Annotated in this window: 20 protein-coding genes and 1 pseudogene; 12 read left to right on the forward strand and 9 right to left on the reverse strand. The window is 67.7% G+C overall.

Translation table 11 applies throughout. The annotated features are described in order from the left end of the window. Positions 1-93: 93 nt before the first annotated feature. The 3 genes from ACWESM_RS08385 to ACWESM_RS08395 all read right to left on the reverse strand — a co-directional run bounded on the left by ACWESM_RS08385 (position 94) and on the right by ACWESM_RS08395 (position 2,170). Positions 94-741, reverse strand: coding sequence for a nucleotidyltransferase domain-containing protein (locus ACWESM_RS08385; RefSeq protein WP_452491187.1), 648 nt, complete (start codon positions 739-741; stop codon positions 94-96). A 54-nt stretch (positions 742-795) separates the two neighbouring features. Continuing rightward, positions 796-1,548 carry a L,D-transpeptidase gene (locus ACWESM_RS08390; protein ID WP_355077411.1) on the reverse strand — a complete coding sequence of 251 codons (753 nt, stop codon included), beginning with the start codon at positions 1,546-1,548 and terminating at the stop codon, positions 796-798. A 187-nt stretch (positions 1,549-1,735) separates the two neighbouring features. Next, positions 1,736-2,170 (reverse strand): winged helix-turn-helix transcriptional regulator, encoded by a 435-nt coding sequence (locus ACWESM_RS08395; protein ID WP_364431016.1) that lies wholly within the window; start codon positions 2,168-2,170, stop codon positions 1,736-1,738. A 66-nt stretch (positions 2,171-2,236) separates the two neighbouring features. On the opposite strand from ACWESM_RS08395, the gene ACWESM_RS08400 reads away from it, so the two are divergent. Then, positions 2,237-3,139 carry an NADP-dependent oxidoreductase gene (locus ACWESM_RS08400; protein ID WP_452491188.1) on the forward strand — a complete coding sequence of 301 codons (903 nt, stop codon included), beginning with the start codon at positions 2,237-2,239 and terminating at the stop codon, positions 3,137-3,139. A 30-nt stretch (positions 3,140-3,169) separates the two neighbouring features. Here ACWESM_RS08400 and ACWESM_RS08405 read toward each other — a convergent pair whose 3' ends face one another. After that, positions 3,170-3,829 carry a cyclodeaminase/cyclohydrolase family protein gene (locus ACWESM_RS08405; RefSeq protein WP_355077416.1) on the reverse strand — a complete coding sequence of 220 codons (660 nt, stop codon included), beginning with the start codon at positions 3,827-3,829 and terminating at the stop codon, positions 3,170-3,172. A gap of 148 nt (positions 3,830-3,977) precedes the next feature. Between ACWESM_RS08405 and ACWESM_RS08410 the strand changes: the two genes are divergently transcribed. Continuing rightward, positions 3,978-5,015, forward strand: a complete 1,038-nt coding sequence (locus ACWESM_RS08410; protein ID WP_355077418.1) for an LLM class F420-dependent oxidoreductase — start codon at positions 3,978-3,980, stop codon at positions 5,013-5,015. A gap of 48 nt (positions 5,016-5,063) precedes the next feature. Here the strand turns inward: ACWESM_RS08410 and ACWESM_RS08415 are convergent, their stop codons facing one another. Then, positions 5,064-5,402 carry an STAS domain-containing protein gene (locus ACWESM_RS08415; protein WP_364431340.1) on the reverse strand — a complete coding sequence of 113 codons (339 nt, stop codon included), beginning with the start codon at positions 5,400-5,402 and terminating at the stop codon, positions 5,064-5,066. 164 nt (positions 5,403-5,566) lie between these two features. Then, complete coding sequence (locus ACWESM_RS08420) at positions 5,567-6,013, reverse strand: MarR family winged helix-turn-helix transcriptional regulator (protein ID WP_355077420.1); 447 nt, start codon at positions 6,011-6,013, stop codon at positions 5,567-5,569. Between the two features lie 58 nt (positions 6,014-6,071). Here ACWESM_RS08420 and ACWESM_RS08425 point away from each other — a divergent pair, with 58 nt between their 5' ends. The 4 genes from ACWESM_RS08425 (at position 6,072) to ACWESM_RS08440 (ending at position 9,539) form a co-directional block, all read left to right on the forward strand. Continuing rightward, positions 6,072-6,467: a hypothetical protein gene (locus ACWESM_RS08425; RefSeq protein WP_355077422.1), complete on the forward strand. Its 396-nt coding sequence runs from the start codon at positions 6,072-6,074 to the stop codon at positions 6,465-6,467. Between the two features lie 123 nt (positions 6,468-6,590). Beyond that, positions 6,591-7,427, forward strand: a complete 837-nt coding sequence (locus ACWESM_RS08430; RefSeq protein ID WP_356961959.1) for an SDR family oxidoreductase — start codon at positions 6,591-6,593, stop codon at positions 7,425-7,427. A 76-nt stretch (positions 7,428-7,503) separates the two neighbouring features. Next, positions 7,504-8,553, forward strand: a complete 1,050-nt coding sequence (locus ACWESM_RS08435) for a 3-oxoacyl-ACP synthase III family protein (protein WP_364428492.1) — start codon at positions 7,504-7,506, stop codon at positions 8,551-8,553. Next, a complete protein-coding gene (locus ACWESM_RS08440; RefSeq protein ID WP_452491189.1) occupies positions 8,550-9,539 on the forward strand; it encodes a hypothetical protein in 990 nt (329 codons plus the stop codon). The genes ACWESM_RS08435 and ACWESM_RS08440 overlap by 4 nt, the downstream gene beginning before the upstream one ends. 95 nt (positions 9,540-9,634) lie before the next feature. Here ACWESM_RS08440 and ACWESM_RS08445 read toward each other — a convergent pair whose 3' ends face one another. Then, positions 9,635-10,636, reverse strand: coding sequence for a helix-turn-helix transcriptional regulator (locus tag ACWESM_RS08445; protein WP_364428486.1), 1,002 nt, complete (start codon positions 10,634-10,636; stop codon positions 9,635-9,637). Positions 10,637-10,699: 63 nt separating this feature from the next. On the opposite strand from ACWESM_RS08445, the pseudogene ACWESM_RS08450 reads away from it, so the two are divergent. After that, a pseudogene (locus ACWESM_RS08450) lies at positions 10,700-11,263 on the forward strand (DinB family protein); the annotation flags it as partial. Between the two features lie 12 nt (positions 11,264-11,275). Then, entirely contained in the window at positions 11,276-11,668 is a 393-nt protein-coding gene (locus ACWESM_RS08455) for a RidA family protein (RefSeq protein WP_452491442.1), read from the forward strand. A gap of 109 nt (positions 11,669-11,777) precedes the next feature. On the opposite strand, the gene ACWESM_RS08460 is transcribed toward ACWESM_RS08455, so the two are convergent. After that, entirely contained in the window at positions 11,778-12,956 is a 1,179-nt protein-coding gene (locus ACWESM_RS08460) for a DUF3089 domain-containing protein (protein ID WP_452491190.1), read from the reverse strand. Between the two features lie 173 nt (positions 12,957-13,129). Further along, on the reverse strand, positions 13,130-14,554 hold the full coding sequence (locus ACWESM_RS08465; RefSeq protein WP_452491191.1) for a serine hydrolase domain-containing protein: 1,425 nt from the start codon (positions 14,552-14,554) through the stop codon (positions 13,130-13,132). 454 nt (positions 14,555-15,008) lie between these two features. On the opposite strand from ACWESM_RS08465, the gene ACWESM_RS08470 reads away from it, so the two are divergent. The 4 genes from ACWESM_RS08470 to ACWESM_RS08485 all read left to right on the forward strand — a co-directional run bounded on the left by ACWESM_RS08470 (position 15,009) and on the right by ACWESM_RS08485 (position 17,465). Beyond that, positions 15,009-15,233 carry a hypothetical protein gene (locus ACWESM_RS08470; protein WP_195080102.1) on the forward strand — a complete coding sequence of 75 codons (225 nt, stop codon included), beginning with the start codon at positions 15,009-15,011 and terminating at the stop codon, positions 15,231-15,233. Then, complete coding sequence (locus ACWESM_RS08475; protein WP_364428475.1) at positions 15,233-15,421, forward strand: hypothetical protein; 189 nt, start codon at positions 15,233-15,235, stop codon at positions 15,419-15,421. The genes ACWESM_RS08470 and ACWESM_RS08475 overlap by 1 nt, the downstream gene beginning before the upstream one ends. A gap of 368 nt (positions 15,422-15,789) precedes the next feature. Further along, positions 15,790-16,599 carry an MlaE family ABC transporter permease gene (locus ACWESM_RS08480; RefSeq protein WP_355077680.1) on the forward strand — a complete coding sequence of 270 codons (810 nt, stop codon included), beginning with the start codon at positions 15,790-15,792 and terminating at the stop codon, positions 16,597-16,599. A gap of 2 nt (positions 16,600-16,601) precedes the next feature. Next, positions 16,602-17,465: an ABC transporter permease gene (locus ACWESM_RS08485; protein ID WP_356961971.1), complete on the forward strand. Its 864-nt coding sequence runs from the start codon at positions 16,602-16,604 to the stop codon at positions 17,463-17,465. Positions 17,466-17,473 lie beyond the last annotated feature (8 nt).

Here is a 17,473-nt window from a genome sequence, read left to right on the forward strand (position 1 = left end):
GATTCGCGCCGACCGCCACCGAGTCGCACGACGCCGTTTCGCGGCGCCGAGAGTGCGAGCGCCGTTGCCCGAGAGACATTTCGGGAAGCGGTACTACCGCAGTAGATCCAGCCATTCGTGCTCGGGATAGTGGTCGGTCACGTAGGTCCGCACCACCGCGCGCTGTGCGGCGCTCAGCTCCGGCCAGGTCCGCTCGAGATCCACGCGGTCTTTCGGCCTGCGCTGCTTGGCCTTGAAGATCAGCACCAGCTCCGGGTTGAGGTATCGGATGCCGTCGTCGGCGATCCAGGTCACCTCGTCGAGCGGTGCGACCATGGAGCGATCGCGCCGGTTGACCCATGCCCCGTCCTGTCCCGGATTCAGCAGAAGGTCGATCAGCCACGGGGATCGAGCGTTCGCGCGCAGCCACACCTGATCGGCGCTCTCGGCTACGTCAGGGCAGCGCTCGTCGACGGGGCGGATGCCGTAGGGGCCCGCCGACCAGATGTGCAGGCGGCCGCGCGCGGCGGTGCGCAGGGCGGGCAGATCGGCACGGAACATCGCCACGTCCACGTCGCTGTGCCGCCGCCGGGTGCCGGTGCAGGCGTCGATCGCCCAGCCTCCCGCGATCCACCAGGGAGCGTCGATGTCGCCGAGTATCTCGCCGACATCGCCCGGCGTGACGAATGCCCACGGGCCCCAAAGATCTTGGAAATCGGCTTCTTTCGTGTCACGAGGCGGCGGGATCGGAAACTCGCGCAACGGTGGCCCTCCCTCGGGTACGTCTTCCGAACGCTACTCGGAGGAGGGCGCCGTTCACCAATGCGTGACGACCGGGTCGCCGACGCCGATCGTGTGATAGACCCATTCGGCGTCGTCGGGAGCGAGGTTGATGCAGCCGTGGCTGACGTTCGAGTAACCTTGCTGGTCCACCGACCACGGAGCCGAGTGGATGAAAACACCGCCCCACGTGAGCCGTTCGGCGAACTCGCCGTTGATGATGTAGCCTTCCGGCGAACTCAGCGGAATGCCGATGGTGCGGGAGTCGAACACGACGGACCGGAATTTCTCCAGAACCGGCCATGTGCCGGTGGGCGTTTCGTATCCGGGCTTGCCCATCGACGCGGGCATCGTCCGGACGACGGTGCCGCCGACGGTGAGCGTGAACGTGTGCGCCGACATATTCGCTTCGCCGAAAACGCCTGCGTTGGTGGTGAATTCCGTGCGCACGCCGCCGACCGAGACGAGTATGTTCGAACCTGCGGGCAGGAACCCGGTGGGCGTCCACGTCACTTCGCGATCGTCGGTCCACGCGAATGTGCCCGGCAGTGGCCGGGTCGTTCTGATGTCGATGGATTGTTCCGTCTGCGCGCGATTCGCGACAGGTGCGGCGAAACGAACGGTCACGGGCTGGGCCACGCCCACCACCTGGCCGTTCGAGGGTCCGATCGCCGCCACCGCGGGCGTCGACGGCTTTCCGATCATCGTCGCTGTCGCCGCGCCCGACCCGAACGCGGCCAGTGCCACGATCACGGTCGCGAGGAACAGGTACCGAATGGCGCTCCTCATGGCGTCCACCCCTTCGAGCTGGTGTGGTAGGCAAGAGACAGTCTAAGCCCCCATGATCAACTCGGCCACGGATAGAACTTGGTCCGTGGTCCAGTTGTGATCCGGGGACACGCCCACCACTGAGCGCTTACCCCGCGCGGTCGCGTCGAAACGGGCACACGTACCGGTACCAGGGCTCCGGCTAGGGTCAGCGCGCGCCGCCGACGGGCAGCGGTTCCGGCGCGGCCGCCGCTCGCGCGTCGAAATCCGCTCGGGCGGAGAGGATCCGGTCCTGGTGCTCGACGGCCCAGATGCCCATGGCATGCGTGATCGCGCCGATGCTCGCGCCGAGTTCGGTGAGCGAGTACTCCACGCGGGGCGGCACCGTGGGGTAGACCGCGCGGTGCACCAGCCCCTCGCGCTCCAGGGCGCGCAGCGTGCGGGTGAGCATCTTCTGGGTGATGCCGTCCAGGCGGCGGCGCAGCTCGTTGAAGCGGATCGGCCCGCCGTGGCCGCGCAGCACGCCGAGCACGAGCATCACCCATTTGTCGGCGAGCACGGTCAGCACTTCTCGTGCGGGGCAGCGGTGCAAGTAGTTGTCGACCAGGCTGCCGGCCGCGGGCCGGTCACAGGCAGTATCCATTGGGTACCTCGGTATCAAGAAGGTGCCTTCTTTCCGAAAGGTACCACGAGTGGCCAGAATCGGTGCATGCTCGCAATCACGCAATACGCGTTCGGTGGCCCGGAAGTGCTCCAAGTGGTCGAGGTGGATCGGCCGCGGCCGGGTCCGGAGGAGGTGCTGGTGCGGGTCGCCGCGACCAGCGTCAACGCCGCCGACTGGAAGGTGCGCGCCGGGCTGGTCGGGAGGCTCGGCGATCCACCGCTGACGCTGGGGCTCGACGTGTCGGGTGTCGTGGCCGAACTCGGACCCGGTGTGGACCGGTTCGCGGTCGGTGATCCGGTATACGGCATGGTCTTCGGCGGCGCGAACGCGGAATACGTTGTGGCACAAGCGCACGCCCTGGCGCCGAAGCCGAGGAACCTCGACCTGGTGCACGCCGCGGCGCTGCCGACGGCGGCGCTGACCGCGTGGCAGGCGCTGGCCGCGCTCGGAGCGGGGCAACGCCTGCTGGTGCACGCCGCCGCGGGAGGCGTCGGGCATCTGGCGGTGCAGATAGCCCGGCATCGGGGCGCCTACGTGATCGGCACCGCACGCGCGGTCAACCACGAATACCTGCGCGGACTCGGCGCCGACGAGGTGATCGACTACACCGCGGTCGATTTCGGCGCCGCGGTGCGCGACGTCGACGTCGTGCTCGACCTGGTCGGTGGAGCGTACGGTTCTCGCTCGGTCCCGGTGCTCCGGCCCGACGGCAGATTGATCGACACGCAGGGTTCGGATGCGGAAGCCGATCCGCGTTACGAGCGGTTCTATGTCGAACCGTCCGGGGTATCGCTGCGCGAGATCACCACGATGGTCGAGCGCGGTCATCTGCGCGCGACCATCGACCAGGTGCTACCGCTCGCGGATGCCGCGAAGGCGCACGAACTCAGCGAGTCCGGACGGGTGCGCGGCAAGATCGTGCTGGTCGCTTGGAACCCGCCCGCCTGACGGGGCCGGGCCGCGGCCCGCGCGAGCGAGTCAGCGGCGAACGGCGTGCACGACGTCGGCGTGCAGGGCGTCCGCCCGCGCGGTGAGCTCGTCGATCCGCACCAGGACCGCGGCGAACCGGTCGCCCTCGGCGGCGGGCAGCGACGCCACGTTGATCTCGATGTTGAGCTGCGAGGAGGTCGCGGCGGCGCGGCAGGCGTCGGCGGCCGCGCCGATGTCGGTGACGACGTTCGGATTCCCGATCGGGAACAGCTCCGCCGCCAGCGACAGCACCTCGTCCGCCTCGTCGACGACGGCGGCGGGCACGCGGGCGGCCTCGATCAGCGCGTCGTTGATCGCCGCGGTGCGGGCGGCGAGATCCTCCGGGGTGTCCTTGGGCAGCTTGTAGGCGGCGCCGACAGCCGTGAACGCGGCGGCGTCGGCGTCGGCCAGCGCGAGAGCGCGCTCGCGGGCCGCGTCGGCGGCCTCGATGATCCGATCGACCACCGGCCGGTTCTCGGCGTCCTTGGCGCGGGTGGTGTATCGCGCGACCATCGCGACGAGCGCGGCGGCCTGCGCGGCGTGCAGCGCGGCCACCGCGCCGCCGCCCGGTGCGGGAATCTTGGCGGCCAGATCGCTCAGGTACTGCGCCAGGGCGGCCCCGCCGAAGGACGGCGCAGTTTCCGTGGACGACGAGCTGGTCTGCGACACGAGGGTGTTGCCTTTCGTTTACGGCGAGGATGGTCTACGAGTAGACGCTACCCCGTGCCGCCGGTCGTACGGTCGTGACCACGCCTTGCCGGGCCTTCCCCTGTGGCCGGTGCGCGGCCCGAGCGTACCCGCCGTTATGTTGAGTGCCATGCGCATCGGATTGAGCATCAACTACTCGGGGGGCTTCAAAGAGGCGGCGGCCGAAGTCGCCGACCTCGAGCGGGCGGGCCTGGACATCGTGTTCGTGCCCGAGGCGTACTCGTTCGACGCGGTGAGCGCGCTCGGTTACCTGGCCGCGAAGACCACGCGCCTGCAGTTGGCCTCCGGCATCCTGCAGCTCTACACGCGTACCCCGAGCCTGACCGCCATGACCGCGGCGGGCCTGGACTTCGTCTCCGACGGACGGTACGTGCTCGGGCTGGGCGCGTCGGGTCCGCAGGTGATCGAGGGCTTCCACGGCGTGCCCTATGACGCGCCGATCGGCCGGACCAGGGAACTGGTCGAGATCTGCCGGAAGGTCTGGCGGCGCGAGCGCCTGGAATACCAGGGCAAGTACTACCAGATCCCGCTGCCCGCCGAACGGGGCACCGGTCTCGGCAAGCCGCTCAAGCTGATCAACCACCCGGTGCGTGAGCGCATTCCGGTGCTGCTGGCCGCGCTCGGACCGAAGAACGTGGAACTGGCCGCCGAGATCGCCGAGGGCTGGCAGCCGATCTTCTTCCTGCCGGAGAAGGCGAAGGATGTGTGGGCGGACTCGCTCACCGCGGGTCTGGCCAAGCGCGACCCCGCCTTGGGCGACCTGGACGTGTACGCGGGTCCGGCCCTGGCCATCGGGGACAACGTCGAACCGCTGCTGCAGTTCGTGAAGCCGCATCTGGCGCTCTACATCGGCGGCATGGGCGCCAAGGGCAAGAACTTCTACCACACCCTGGCCACCAAGTACGGCTACGGCGCCGAGGCCGACCGCATCCAGGAGCTGTATCTGGCGGGGGAGAAGGAGGCCGCGACGAAGGCGGTCCCGGACCAGCTGGTCCGGGACATCTCCCTGGTCGGCTCGGCCGGATACGTCAAGGAGCGGGTCGCGGCCTTCAAGGAAGCCGGCGTGACGGTCCTGAACGTCGTTCCGATGGCGGCCACCGCCGCCGAGCGCGTCAAGCTGATCGAACAGCTGCGCGAACTGGTCTGAGCAAGGCGCTGCCGCCGTCGACGGGTGCGACGGCGGCAGCGGCACGCGTCATCTCTGCTGGAGCGCCGCCAGCGCGGCGTCCAACGTCGAATGCAGCGCGAAGACCTGATCCAAACTGGTCATCTTCAGTTGCCGACTGGTCGCCGGGCCCTCGGCGACGACGGCGATCGCGGTGGTCGAGCCGGCGCGCTGGTGGGCCGCGACGAGCGTCGCCATGCCCGCCGAGGCGAGGAAGCTGACCGCGGTGAGGTCGATGATCAGGGCCGCGGGCTTGCCGCTGAGAATGGCATCGATCGCATTCTCCAGTGCGGGCGCCGTCGCGAGATCGACCTCGCCGGCCACCGTCAGCACCGTGGCGCCGTCGTGGGCCGCGACCGTGGTGGTCATCGTGTCCGCGAGGGGGTACGCGTCTCCGGAAGTGTTGGTCACAACTTCACAACACACAAATCGCGGCGGATTCGCAACCTTTGGGTGTTCATAGAGCTAACCATACCCCGTTTCGCCGATCGGCCTGCCGAGGCGACGGCTACGGTGGCAGCGCTCGCACGCCATCAGCTGGGCAGCCCCAGCCGATCGGCGATCGTGCCGAGGATGCGATGCAGGTCGGCACGCTCGGCGGCGGTGAGATCCGTGGTGGTCTCGGCGTCGATCGCCCGCGCGGCGTCGAGGCATTTGCGCAGTAGTGCGCGGCCGTGCGGGGTCAGGTTCAGATTCTGACGGCGGCGATCCTTCGGGTCTCGCAACCGTTCGATGGCCCCGAGGGACTCGAGGTGGTCGGCCAGCGCGACGACCAGACTCGGCGCGACGCGCAGTAGCTGTGCCATCTCCATCTGCGATGTCGGTCCGTTGGCCGCCAACACATTCAACATCCCGGCGTGCTTCGGCTTGAGCTCGAGACCCGACACATCGGCGCTGAAGCGGTCGGTCAGGAACGCGCCCAGCAGTCCGAGCCGGAAGCTGAGGGTCTCCGGCAGCTTTTCCGCCTTGACGTTCTTCATGGCGAGCATAATACTGAAACTAAATCAGTCACGGTCTGAATGATTTTTGGAGTGAAAGATGCAGGACGAGAAGCTCAATCGAACCGCGGTCGTTGTCAATGCGATCGGCGCGGCCACCGCCGTGGCATTCAGCGTCGCGGCACTGGTCGATCCGACCGCCGCGATCTCGATCGGCGCGGACTCGCCCGGGATCGATCTGTATGCCCAGGCGTACGCGGCCCGGGCGATCCCGCTGGGTGCCGCGCTGCTGTTCAGCCTGGCCGGCCGCCGCAAGAGGGCACTCCTACCGCTGCTCACCGTGTCCGGCGCGGTACAGCTCGGTGACGTCGCCATCGGCGCCGCGCAGGGAATTCCGGGCATGATGGCGGGCGGCAGCGCGCTCGCGCTCGTTCACCTCGCCACCGCGGGACATTTGGTTCTCCGCAGGAGCCGCTTCGCCACAGCCGCAGCCTGAGCTGAGACTTCGGCGTGAGTCGGACATGCTCCTCGAAGCCGAGGTCGGCGACGACGGAAATCTCGGTTCGGATGGCTCGTGTCAGCAATCTCCGAGGAAACTTCTGTGGCAGGGTGGTCGGCTGTGCAGACAATCCTGATCACGGGGGCGACATCGGGTATCGGGCTGGAGTCGGCTCAGCAGCTGGCGGCGCAAGGGAATCGGCTCGTGTTGGTGGGGCGGAGTCCGGAGAAGCTCTCCGCCGCGGCGAAGCTGGTCCGAGGCGCGGGGGCGGCGGGAGTCGACACGCTGGAGTGCGATTTCGCGTCGCAGTCCTCGGTCCGTCAGCTGGCGAAGGAGGTTTCGTCCGCCTACGACCGGCTGGATGTGCTGGCCAACAACGCAGGTGGCTACCACAAGGCCAGGAGCGAGACCGTGGACGGCATCGAGGCCACCTTCGCCGTCAACCATCTCGGTGGTTTCCTGCTCACCGAACTGCTGACGGATCTGATGGTGCGCAGCGCCCCGTCGCGCATCGTGTTCACCTCGTCGGTCATGCAATTCGGCGCCACCATGGATTTCGCCGATCTGGAGTTCCGGGAGAGTTATTCGGGAGAAAAGGCATACAGCCGGTCCAAGCTGGCGAACGTCCTGTACACCCGGGCGCTGGCGCGGCGTCTGGAGGGAACCGGCGTAACGGTCAACGCCTTTCACCCCGGTGCGGTGGCAACCGGGATCTGGGATTCGATGCCGTGGTTCGGGCAACCTTTCGTGGCGCTCGCCAAGCGATTGTTCATGATCTCCGCCGCGGAAGGAGGACGAGCGCTGACCTACCTGGCCGCCGACCCGGAGGTCGCCGCGGTCAGCGGCTGTTACTTCCAGAACAACCGCGTCAAGGCTCCGTCCCGTCTCGCGCAGGACGACGCACTCGGGCAGCAGTTGTGTGAAGTCAGCGCCGCTCTGGTCGGACTCACCGGGTAGGCGCACACGACCAGCGACACCGTTATCGCTGAGCAACACGACAATCGACGCCGACTGAAGCGGAAGGCAGGGGAGCATGATCCGTACTCGTTTCGAGTCGATCGGCGCGTACACGCCGACGACTGTCCGCTCCACCGAGGATCTGATCGCCGAGCTGGCCGTGCCGCGGTCGCTGGACCTGGAGCGCATCACCGGGATCAAGAATCGTCGTGTCTACGACTCGGATCCGGACCGGTACGAATCGTCCTTCGAGCTGGCGTTGCACGCGATCGAGGACTGTCTGTGGCATTCCGGGTATCGGGCCGACGAATTGGACGTCGTCATCTCGGCCTCCATCACGCGTACTCGCGGCGCGGGAATCTTCTGCTACGCACCTTCTTTCGCGCTCATGCTCGGCAATGCGATCGGCGCGAACGCGGCTCGGCACTTCGATGTCTCCAATGCCTGCGCCGGGATGATCACCGGAGTGATGGTGCTCGATCGCATGATCAAGGCCGGTGCGGTGCGCAACGGCCTGGTGGTCAGCGGCGAGCAGATCACGCCGATCGCCGAGACGGCGCTGCGCGAGATCAGCCGCCCCTACGACCCGCAATTCGCGGCGTTGACGGTCGGTGACGCCGCGGTCGCGGTTGTGCTCGACGACCGGGGCGACGACGAGGACGAACTGCACTATGTCGAGCTGATGACCGCGGCCGACGGCGCCGAGCACTGCATCGGAATGCCCAGCGACCGCACCGGCGGCATCGCGATGTACACCGACAACCGCGCCATGCAGAACGAAGCCCGGTATCGGCAGGGCATCGACCGTATGGCCGACTTCCTCGCCGAGACCGGACGCACCTGGGAGAGCGAGAAATACGACTACTGGATCCATCATCAATTCAGCGCGCCGGCCATCGAGTACATCTCGGATCTGACCGAACGGCATTTCGGCACGCCGATGCCGCAGGCCCTCAACGTGCTGCACGACTACGGCAATACCGCTTCGACCTCTCACTTCCTGGTCCTGCACGAGCATCTCGCACAACAGAGGGTTCCGAAGGGATCCAAGATTCTGATGATCCCCGCGGCATCGGGCATCGTCTCCGGGTATCTCGCCGCGACCATCTCGCGTTTGGCGGCATGAGCATGGCGACGACGATCGTCTCGGCCGCGACGAACCGCGACCTCGACACCGGCAGCTACCTCGAACTGGCCACTCGCGCGGCACTGGCCTGCGTCGAGCGCTCGGAGGTCGGCCTGCACGAGATCGGGATGCTGATCAACGGGGGCGTCTTCCGGGACAGCAATATCTCCGAGCCGGCCGTGTCGGCCCTCATCCAGAAGCGGATCGGCCTCGGGCTCATGTATGCGGCCGGGCGCGTCCCGGTTCTGTCCTTCGACCTGATGCACGGGGCCTGCGGCCTGCTGCACGCCATCGCGACCGCCGACACCTTCCTCGCCACCGGCACGGTTCGGTACGCGTTGGTCGTCGCGGGCGACACCCACCCCTCGACCGAGCGCCACGTCGCCGATTTCCCCTACAGCGCCAGCGGCGCCGCCCTGTTGCTCGGAACCTCGCCTGCCACAGGAGGATTCGGGCGGCTGCACACGCGCGACACCACCGGCCCGGTCGGCCCCATCGCCTGGGTGCCGCTGAACGATGTCGGCGCCGACGGTCGCAGCGCGATCCGCGTTCGTACCGGTGCGGAGGACCGGGTGGATTCGGCGGCCGAGGTGGTGCGTGCCTGTCTGGACTCCGAAGGGCTCGACGGCCGCCACTTCGCCGAAGGACACGCGCTGCTGCTGGCGCCCGACCAGGCCGCCGACTTCCGCGTCCGCTTGGCCGGCGCGCTCGCCATTCCGTCGCGGTCGGTCGTCGGTTTCGACGCCTCGATCGGAGATCCCTACACCGCGGGGCCGGTACACGCCTACCTCCATGCGCGGGAAACGGGCCTGCTCGACACCGCGCGCATAGTGGTCTTCCTGGCAGTGGACGGAGCATCGGCAGCCTGTCTGACCTACAGACCGCGGTCGGCGTCGCCCACGTGCGGCGAATCGGGCGGTGGAACCGCGCAGGCCGGGACACCGACCGGCTCCGGTACCGAGCCGGTTGTAGTCGCTCGGCAGTAGGACGCACATGAGCGATGCGCGGGTGTCCATGCCGTGGACGCGAGGGCGCGAACCGCTACATCCGAGGCTCGCGACGCTCGTGGGCCGCGACGGGCTCACGAATCCGCGATGCGGTGCGTCGGTGCGGCCGTCACCCCAGCCGACAGCAGTTTCTCGGCCAGCGCGCGGGCGCGGTGCGCGAGCTCGGGCGGGTCGAGTATCTCGAAGTCGTGCCCCAGCAACAGCACATGCATGAGCACGAAGTCCAGGCTGTGGTCGGCTCCGCTGCGGACCTCGCAGCGCCCGCTGCCGCACGGCCGTACGACGGCCGCCGACGCCGGAATCTGCGCGCGCACCGTGTCGGCGGAGGCGTGCACGAGGAATCGGGCCCGCAGTGGGTAGACCCGGTTCGCCACGCCTTCCTGTACGTAGGCCGCCGCCTCGGGCGCCGCGCGTGGTCGGAAGCGCCACGTCCGCGCGGCCACCTCGGTCATCCGGTCGACACGGAAGCTGCGCCAGTCCGCACGATCGAGGTCGAAGGCCAGCAGGTACCAGCGCCGGTCGGAGGCGACCAAGCGGTAGGGCTCGACCCGCCGCCGGCGCACCCGGTCTCCGGCGGGATAGTCGAAACCGGCCTCGACCTCGTCGCGGCAGGCTCTGGCCAGCGTCATCAGCACGTCGGGGTCGACCGGCGGGTGACCTCCGCCGAAGGACTCCACCGAGCCGGAGAGTGCCTGCACTTCGTGCCGCAAACGGGTGGGCAGCACCCGGTCGAGTTTCGCCAGCGCCCGGAGCGCGACATCCCCGGCGCCCGCGACCGCGGCGCCCGCGCCGCCGAGGAGCGAGACCGCGGTGACGATCGCTTCCTCGTCGTCGAGCAGCAGCGGCGGCAGCTCCTGTCCCCGGCCGAGCTGATAGCCGCCGCCGACGCCGTGACAGGCGTGCACCGGATAGCCGAGCGTGCGCAGGCGCTCGACATCGCGCCGTACCGTGCGCGGCGTGACGCCCAGCCGCTCCGCGAGCTCGCGCGCGGTCCAGACCTGGCGTTGCTGCAGCAGTCCGAGCAGGGTCAGCACCCGCTCGGTCGTGCCCCGCTCGGTACCGCTCGCCGCTTCCATGTCGCTCAGCCTGCCAGAAATAGCGGACCGATTCTGTCCGCTAGGGGTGCCAGGGTGGGCGGCATGAACGCAGACGCACTCGACTGGAACAGGACACTGCGCGAGCAGTGGGAAGCCCACTGGAACGATCAGCTACGCGACCGGCTCCACGGTCTCACCGACGACGAGTACTTCTGGTCTCCGGTACCGGACGCCTGGAGCGTGCGACCGCGCGGCAGTTCGACGGCGCCCGTGCAGGCGGGGGCCGGGGACTTCACGATCGACTACGCCTTCCCGAATCCGGTCCCCGCGCCGTTCACCACGATCGCCTGGCGGCTCGGTCACGTCATCGTCGGCGTGCTCGCCGCGCGCAACGCGACCCATTTCGGCGCGCCGGCGGCCGCGTACGAGACATGGGAATACGCGGGCGACGCGGCCACGGCGCTCGACCAGCTCGAAGCCCAGCTCGACATCTGGCTGACCGGAGTGCGTGGTCTCGGCGACGCCGGACTCCGGGTCCCGATCGGCCCGAACGAGCCTTTCCCCGAGGCGCCCATGGCCGATCTGGTGCTGCACATCCACCGTGAGCTGATCCACCACCTGTCCGAGGTCTGCCTGATCCGCGACCTCTATACACACTCCGAGGCTGTCAGGAAACCCATGATCACGAAGACGACCCACCTCGACCCCGAAGAACTGCATCACAACCCGGCCTTCACACAGGGCGTGATCGCGCCCGCTGCCCAGACGGTCTATGTCGGCGGTCAGCTCGGCACCGACGGCACGGGAGAACTGCTGGACGGCTTGGAAGCGCAGACCATCCAGGCCATGCGCAACGTACTGACCGTGCTGGCGTCTGCGAATACCGGTCCCGAACACGTCGTCAAACTCACGATCTACCTTGTCGCCGGGGCCGACGCACAGGCGGGATACGCGGCGGCGCGAAAAGTGTGGGGCGACCACCGCACCGCCATCACGGTCGTCTCCACCGCGGGACACGCTCGCCCCGGCGCGCTGGTGGAGATCGATGCGATAGCGACCGTCCCCGAATAGCCGCGCCTGTGGCCGATTCGCCGCGCGGTCGGGCATCGCCGCGCGGTCTCGGGTGCCGAACCGGGTCGGGCCGGTTCGGAGAGATGGGCCGCTTCGCGGACTCCGGCGTTCAGCGGTGCGCCGCGCGGTCGGCGCTGATCTGGGAGGCGACGATGCGGACCAGATCGCCCAGTGCGATCTCCACGTCCGCGAGGTGCAGGCCCCAGGTCGCGTCCGGGACGGCGTACAGCTCGGCGCTGCCGGGTTCCGGCGTCGCCAGTAGCGCCGTCGCGTCGCCGTCCCGGACGCATTGGAGCCGATACTTCTCGGCGGGGACCAGCCACGGAGTCGGCGCGGCGACGGCGGACGGCCCGTGGCGCAGCGCCAGTTCGGCGGCGAGTGGGCTGGGCACGGGACCGGTGCGGAGCACGGTGGCCGCGGTGCGGGACTCGTTGCCGCTCAACGAAGTCGGATTGGTGCAGGCGACCTCGTAGTCCGGGCCGTACGGACGCGGCAGCGGCTCAGGGGTCGTCGGGTTGCGGCCGAATCGGCTGTCCGGGGGCGGGGTCGCGCCGAAGGTCTGCCAGGCCAGGACGCACCGTGTCTGCTGTTCGCCGCGGCACAGCGGAAGGTGCTGGAAGTCGCCGCCGACGTCACCGTTCTTCGGCACCACCACATTGCCACCCAGCAGGATCGCCGACAGGATCCGCTCGCGCACCGCCTGCTGCGGGTCGATCTCCTCCCGGATCAGTTGGCGCAGCATGCGCGCACCCTGCGAATGCCCGAGAAGGACGATCGGCCTTCCGCTTTCGCGCTCCGCGAGGAACTGCCGCCACGCGCGCAGGACGTCCTCGTACGCGATCCGCGCCATCTCGGCGCGCTCGTCGGGGGAGTACGCCCGTTCCCGCGCCAGCGCGGTGAGGGTCCGCTGCCGGTACACCGGCGCGAAGACCTGACAGACCTGGGAGAATCGGGCGGCCTGCTGTTCGGCCACCGCCCGCACCTCTCGGGTCACCGCAGTGTCGGAGTTGGGCGTGGGCTCCAACGACACCGTCGGATACACATAGAAGCAGTCCACCCCGGAATCCTCAGCAGGCGTAGGGTCCTCCCGCACATCGGGTTGCCCCGCGTGCCGCACCGTGGTCGCCGAGCTGCCTCGGCAGGGGTCGTCCGCTCGATCCGGCCTGCACAACCACACGACACCGGTGTCACCGGCCGGGTCCGCCACCGCGCCGACCGACGATCCCGCCAGCACTCCGACTCCGCACACGACGGATGCGACCACCCGCCGCCACCGACTGTCCCGCATAGCGCATACCTCGCTTTTCCGCGCCCGACCGTTGAGGACGGCCTCGCCACACCGCGATCGGCCGTTCGGTCACCTTCGACGGCGTCAGCCTAATGGCGAACGCGTCGGTTCACGCACGCATCACCTCGGACGGCGGAGATCTCGCTCGCCGTGGCGGATGGCTCCGACAGCGGTCAGGCCCGCCGGGTAAGTCGGCCGCCGCCGTTGCGGAAACGCGCTCGGCCGTCACGGATGTCGTGGAAGGAGACGAGCAGCAGTCGCAGGTATCCGTCGAACGTCTCGAACGGGTATCCGGCGGGCGCGAAAAGGCCGGGCCGGATCGGCACGTACCGCTGCGGAGGGGCGGCGGTCGTGCCCCCGGCGAACTCGGTGAAGATCCGCTCCTGCGATGCGTCCGCCGGTTCGTAGGTCACGCGCTCCTCGAGTTGGCCGTCGACGACGCCGACCTCGACGCGCAGCTGATCGGAACGGTAGGTGCCCACGTAGGGTGTGAGATCGATGTCCTGCGCCGATTCGTTGATCAGGGTGGGGATCCGAACGCCGAGGTGTTCGCTCAGCAGCCAGCGCAGGATCTGGTCGTGCAGCATGATCGCCCCCGGGGTGTTGCCGAAGGCGGTGAACACGAGGTCGTGCTCGGGCACGACGCACAGGATGGACACGCCGCCGGGTGACGCGCCCGACATCGCGAGGACGATCGTGTCGCCGAACGGATACCGCACCCAACCCAGGCCCATCGGGGGGACGTTCGGGGTGGCCATGTCGTGCGAGACCTGTTGCATCAGTGCGGTCGACCCGGCCGAGAGGACGCGCGTTCCGGAGGGGGACACACCGCCCGCGAGATGGGTGCGTCCGAAGGCGAGCAGGTCGGCGACGGTGCCGATCGGCGTGCCGCCCGCCGGTCCCCAGGTGTCGGGCAGTGTGAACATTCCGGTGGGCTCGGCCGCCATGGTCTCGGGGTCCGGGAAGTGCCCGATGGCGGTGCTGCGCAGGATCGCCCGTTCGGCCGACGTGCTGGAGTCGGTCATGCCGACAGGTGCGTAGACATCGCGCTCGAGCAGGTCGGGGAAGGACAGACCGGTCACCACCTCCAGCAGGCGGCCCGCGACGATCATGCCGCCGTTGGAGTAGCTGAGCTGCTCGCCGGGCTCGAACAGGACACCGCAATTGCGCGCGAGACCCTCGACATAAGTTTTCAGGGAGTCGCGCCCTTTCGCATCGGGGAAGAACAAGTCCGCATCGATGCCGTTGGTATGCGAAATGAGGTGGCGAACCAGGATCTTCTCCGCGGCGCCCGGCGCGGTCAGGGCGAACTCGGGCAGGTACCGCACCACCGGCGCGTCCAGATCGAGCAGCCCGCGCTCGACCTGTTGGAGGACCAGCGTGGTGGTCAGCACCTTGGTCACCGAGCCGAAGAGGAACCCGGTGTCCGCGCGCATCGGCGCCCCGGTGGCGACGTTCGCGATGCCGTGGGCGACGACGATCTGCTCGCCCGCACGGTAGACGCCCGCGACGAATCCGGGGACTTCGTTGGACATGCAGTAGGCGGCGATCTGCTCGCGAATCCGGGCTTCGGCGGTGTGCAGTGCGTTGTTGTTCATGCCGACCACCGTCCAACCTTGCCCCGGGGGCAAGGTCAAGCCCGTGCGACGGAGTCCGTTCTCGCCTCGGCCTTACGTGGCGGGGTGCGGGGCGCAGATGGCGAGGCGCTCGCGCCGGTGGTCGACGCAATCGACGACATGTGCGCCGTGTCGAAACCGAACGCCGCCAACGTAGACGTGCGTGTCGTGGCGCATGTGGTGCGGGCGCAGTGTTGCACATCTAGAAGAATGTCCATCAACATGATCCGGGCGACAGGCTGCTCATATGGAGCTATTACCTGCTTGTATCCAAGTTGCCGGTCCGCATCTCTCGATACCCCTTCCGTAGATGGAAGAATATCGACTAACATACGGCGCGGATCTCGTTGACTGGCGCGTGCGGCCGGACGCCTCTTCCGGTGGTGTCCGATGCGTGTGCGGCGGCGTGGATCGAATCGAAAGGATGCATCGACGCATGCTCAAGAAGCTGGACCGAATACTCGGTTACGAGATGAAGGTCTCCGAGTTCCTCGGCACTCTCATCATCATTGGCGTTCCCTACGGCCTGGCCGGGGTGATCTGGACGCTCACGCACACCGGTCATCTGCGCGATATGCACGGCATCGATCTGCTGATGTCGTTCCTGGGATCGATCGTGTGCTGGCCCGTGCTGACCTTCTCGAATGTGTGCATGACCTGATGATGGCTATGGTGTGGCTCATCGACGTTCTCGTGATCGTGGTCAAGATCCTCGGTGGGCAGATGAAGGTCAATCCCGTGCTCCGCTTCGGGCTGTGGGTGGCCGTACTCGGTCTCTTCCTGGCCGGCTGCGCGGTGCTCGTCGCACTCGTGGTGCTGCTGCAACGTTGGCTGGAGGCCCTCGCCTAGCGGCTTCGCCGACTCGGCTCTGGTCGTCCGAGTGCAGAATAGAGGATTACTTACCATCGGGAGTCGCTTTCCGAAGTGGTCATCTATGTGCAGTGGTCGCACGTATGCGCAGGATAAAAGGGCGGTATCTGCCGAGGTCCTTGACATGGACCGTGCGCTTCGGCGGATGACGATGCCTGGAATAGTGAATCACTTGTAACTTGTCTGACGTCTGTGAGGTGTGCAACACTTCACCCGCTCCGCGCCATCGAAGGGGCGGCCGCCGGCGCGGTGGACGAGAAATCGGAAAGGAACGGCTACCGGTGACTGCCTCGCTGCGAACGCCAGCCGACAAGCAACCGCCACTGGAACCGGGCGAGCTCGGGAAGATGATCGACAGCGCTTCGGGTTTGTGGCGGCGCCACCCCCAGCGGTCGCTGGAAACACTGGGCAGGCAGGTCACTCTGGGCCGTGAAGCCTTCGTCCAGCTGTTCGTCTCACTGGTGCGGGCACGATTCCCGTACCGGGAATTCATCAAGCAGTGCGCCTTCATGGCCAACGTGTCGGCGGCGCCGACGGTATTCGTTGCCATCCCGATCGCCGTCGTGGTATCCATCCAGGTCGGCGCGCTCGTGAATCAAGTCGGCGCAACGACATTCATCGGCGCGGTCGCCGGATTGGGCATCATCCGCCAGGGCGCTCCGCTGGTGTCGGCGTTGATGGTCGCCGGTGCGGTCGGTTCGGCGATCTGTGCCGATCTGGGATCGCGAACCATCCGGGAAGAGATCGACGCGATGATGGTGATGGGCGTCGATCCGGTACGCCGCCTGGTCGCGCCCCGGCTCGCGGCGGCGGTGCTGGTGAGCGTCCTGCTCTGCGGATTCGTCGTGTTCGTCGGATTCGCCACCGCGTACATGTTCAACGTGTACGCCCAATCCGGTACGCCGGGCTCGTTCATCAGCTCGTTCGCGTCCTTCGCGGTGGCGAACGATCTGATCATCGCCTTGGTCAAGGCCGCGATCTTCGGGGTGCTGACCGCGGTCATCGCCTGTGATATCGGCTTGCACGCGCACGGCGGCCCTGGCGGTGTCGCCAACGCGGTGAATTCGGCGGTGGTCAGCTCGGCGCTGATGTTGTTCGCAACCAACATCATTCTCACTCAGCTGTACAACACGCTCTTCCCGGCGAAGGTGGTGTGAGCATGGCGAGCAGCTACACACCTCCGGCACTGCGGCCCCTGCATGCCGCCGGGAAAGTCGCGCTGGCGCCTGTGCACGCCAATCAGCGCGTGGGGCATCAGGCCATCACGTTCTTCCAGGCGCTGATCGCCATCCCGTTCGTCCTGAAGCACTATCGCCGTGAGGTGGCCCGGCTGACGGCCGATGTCGGCTGGGGCAACGGCTCGCTCATCGTGGGCGGCGGCACGATCGGTGTGGTCGTCATCCTGTGCGCGTTCGGCGGCATCATCGTCGGCATGGAGTCGTTCACGGCTCTGAATCTGCTGACGATGTCTCCGCTCACCGGAGCGATCTCCGGATTCGCGACCACTCGCGAACTCGCGCCGATCCTGGCGACCTTGGCTTTCGCCATCCAGGCGGGATGCCGGTTCACCGCTCAACTGGGCTCGATGCGCATCTCCGAGGAGATCGACGCGCTGGAATCCATCGCCATCCGCCCGCTGCCGTATCTGATCAGCACCCGCATGATCGCCGCGACCCTGACCATCATCCCGCTCTACAGCATCGGTCTCGCCACCGCCTACCTGGCCACCAAGATCACGGTGCTGTTCTTGGGCGGCACGGCGGCGGGCACTTACGATCACTACTTCTTCCAGTTCCTGATCGGCCCGGACGTCTTCTTCTCGCTGCTCAAAGTAGTGGTGTTCGTGCTGCTTTCGACGTTCATCCAGTGTTACCACGGCTACGTCGCCACCGGTGGCCCGGAAGGCGTCGGGGTCGCGGCCGGGCGCGCCATCAAGATGGTGATCGTCGTGATGGTGTTCGCGAATCTCTTTCTCACGCTGACGATCTGGGGCATCGATCCCGGATTCCGGATCTCGGGGTAAGGCCGACG

The organism is Nocardia sp. NPDC003999, assembly GCF_053604885.1.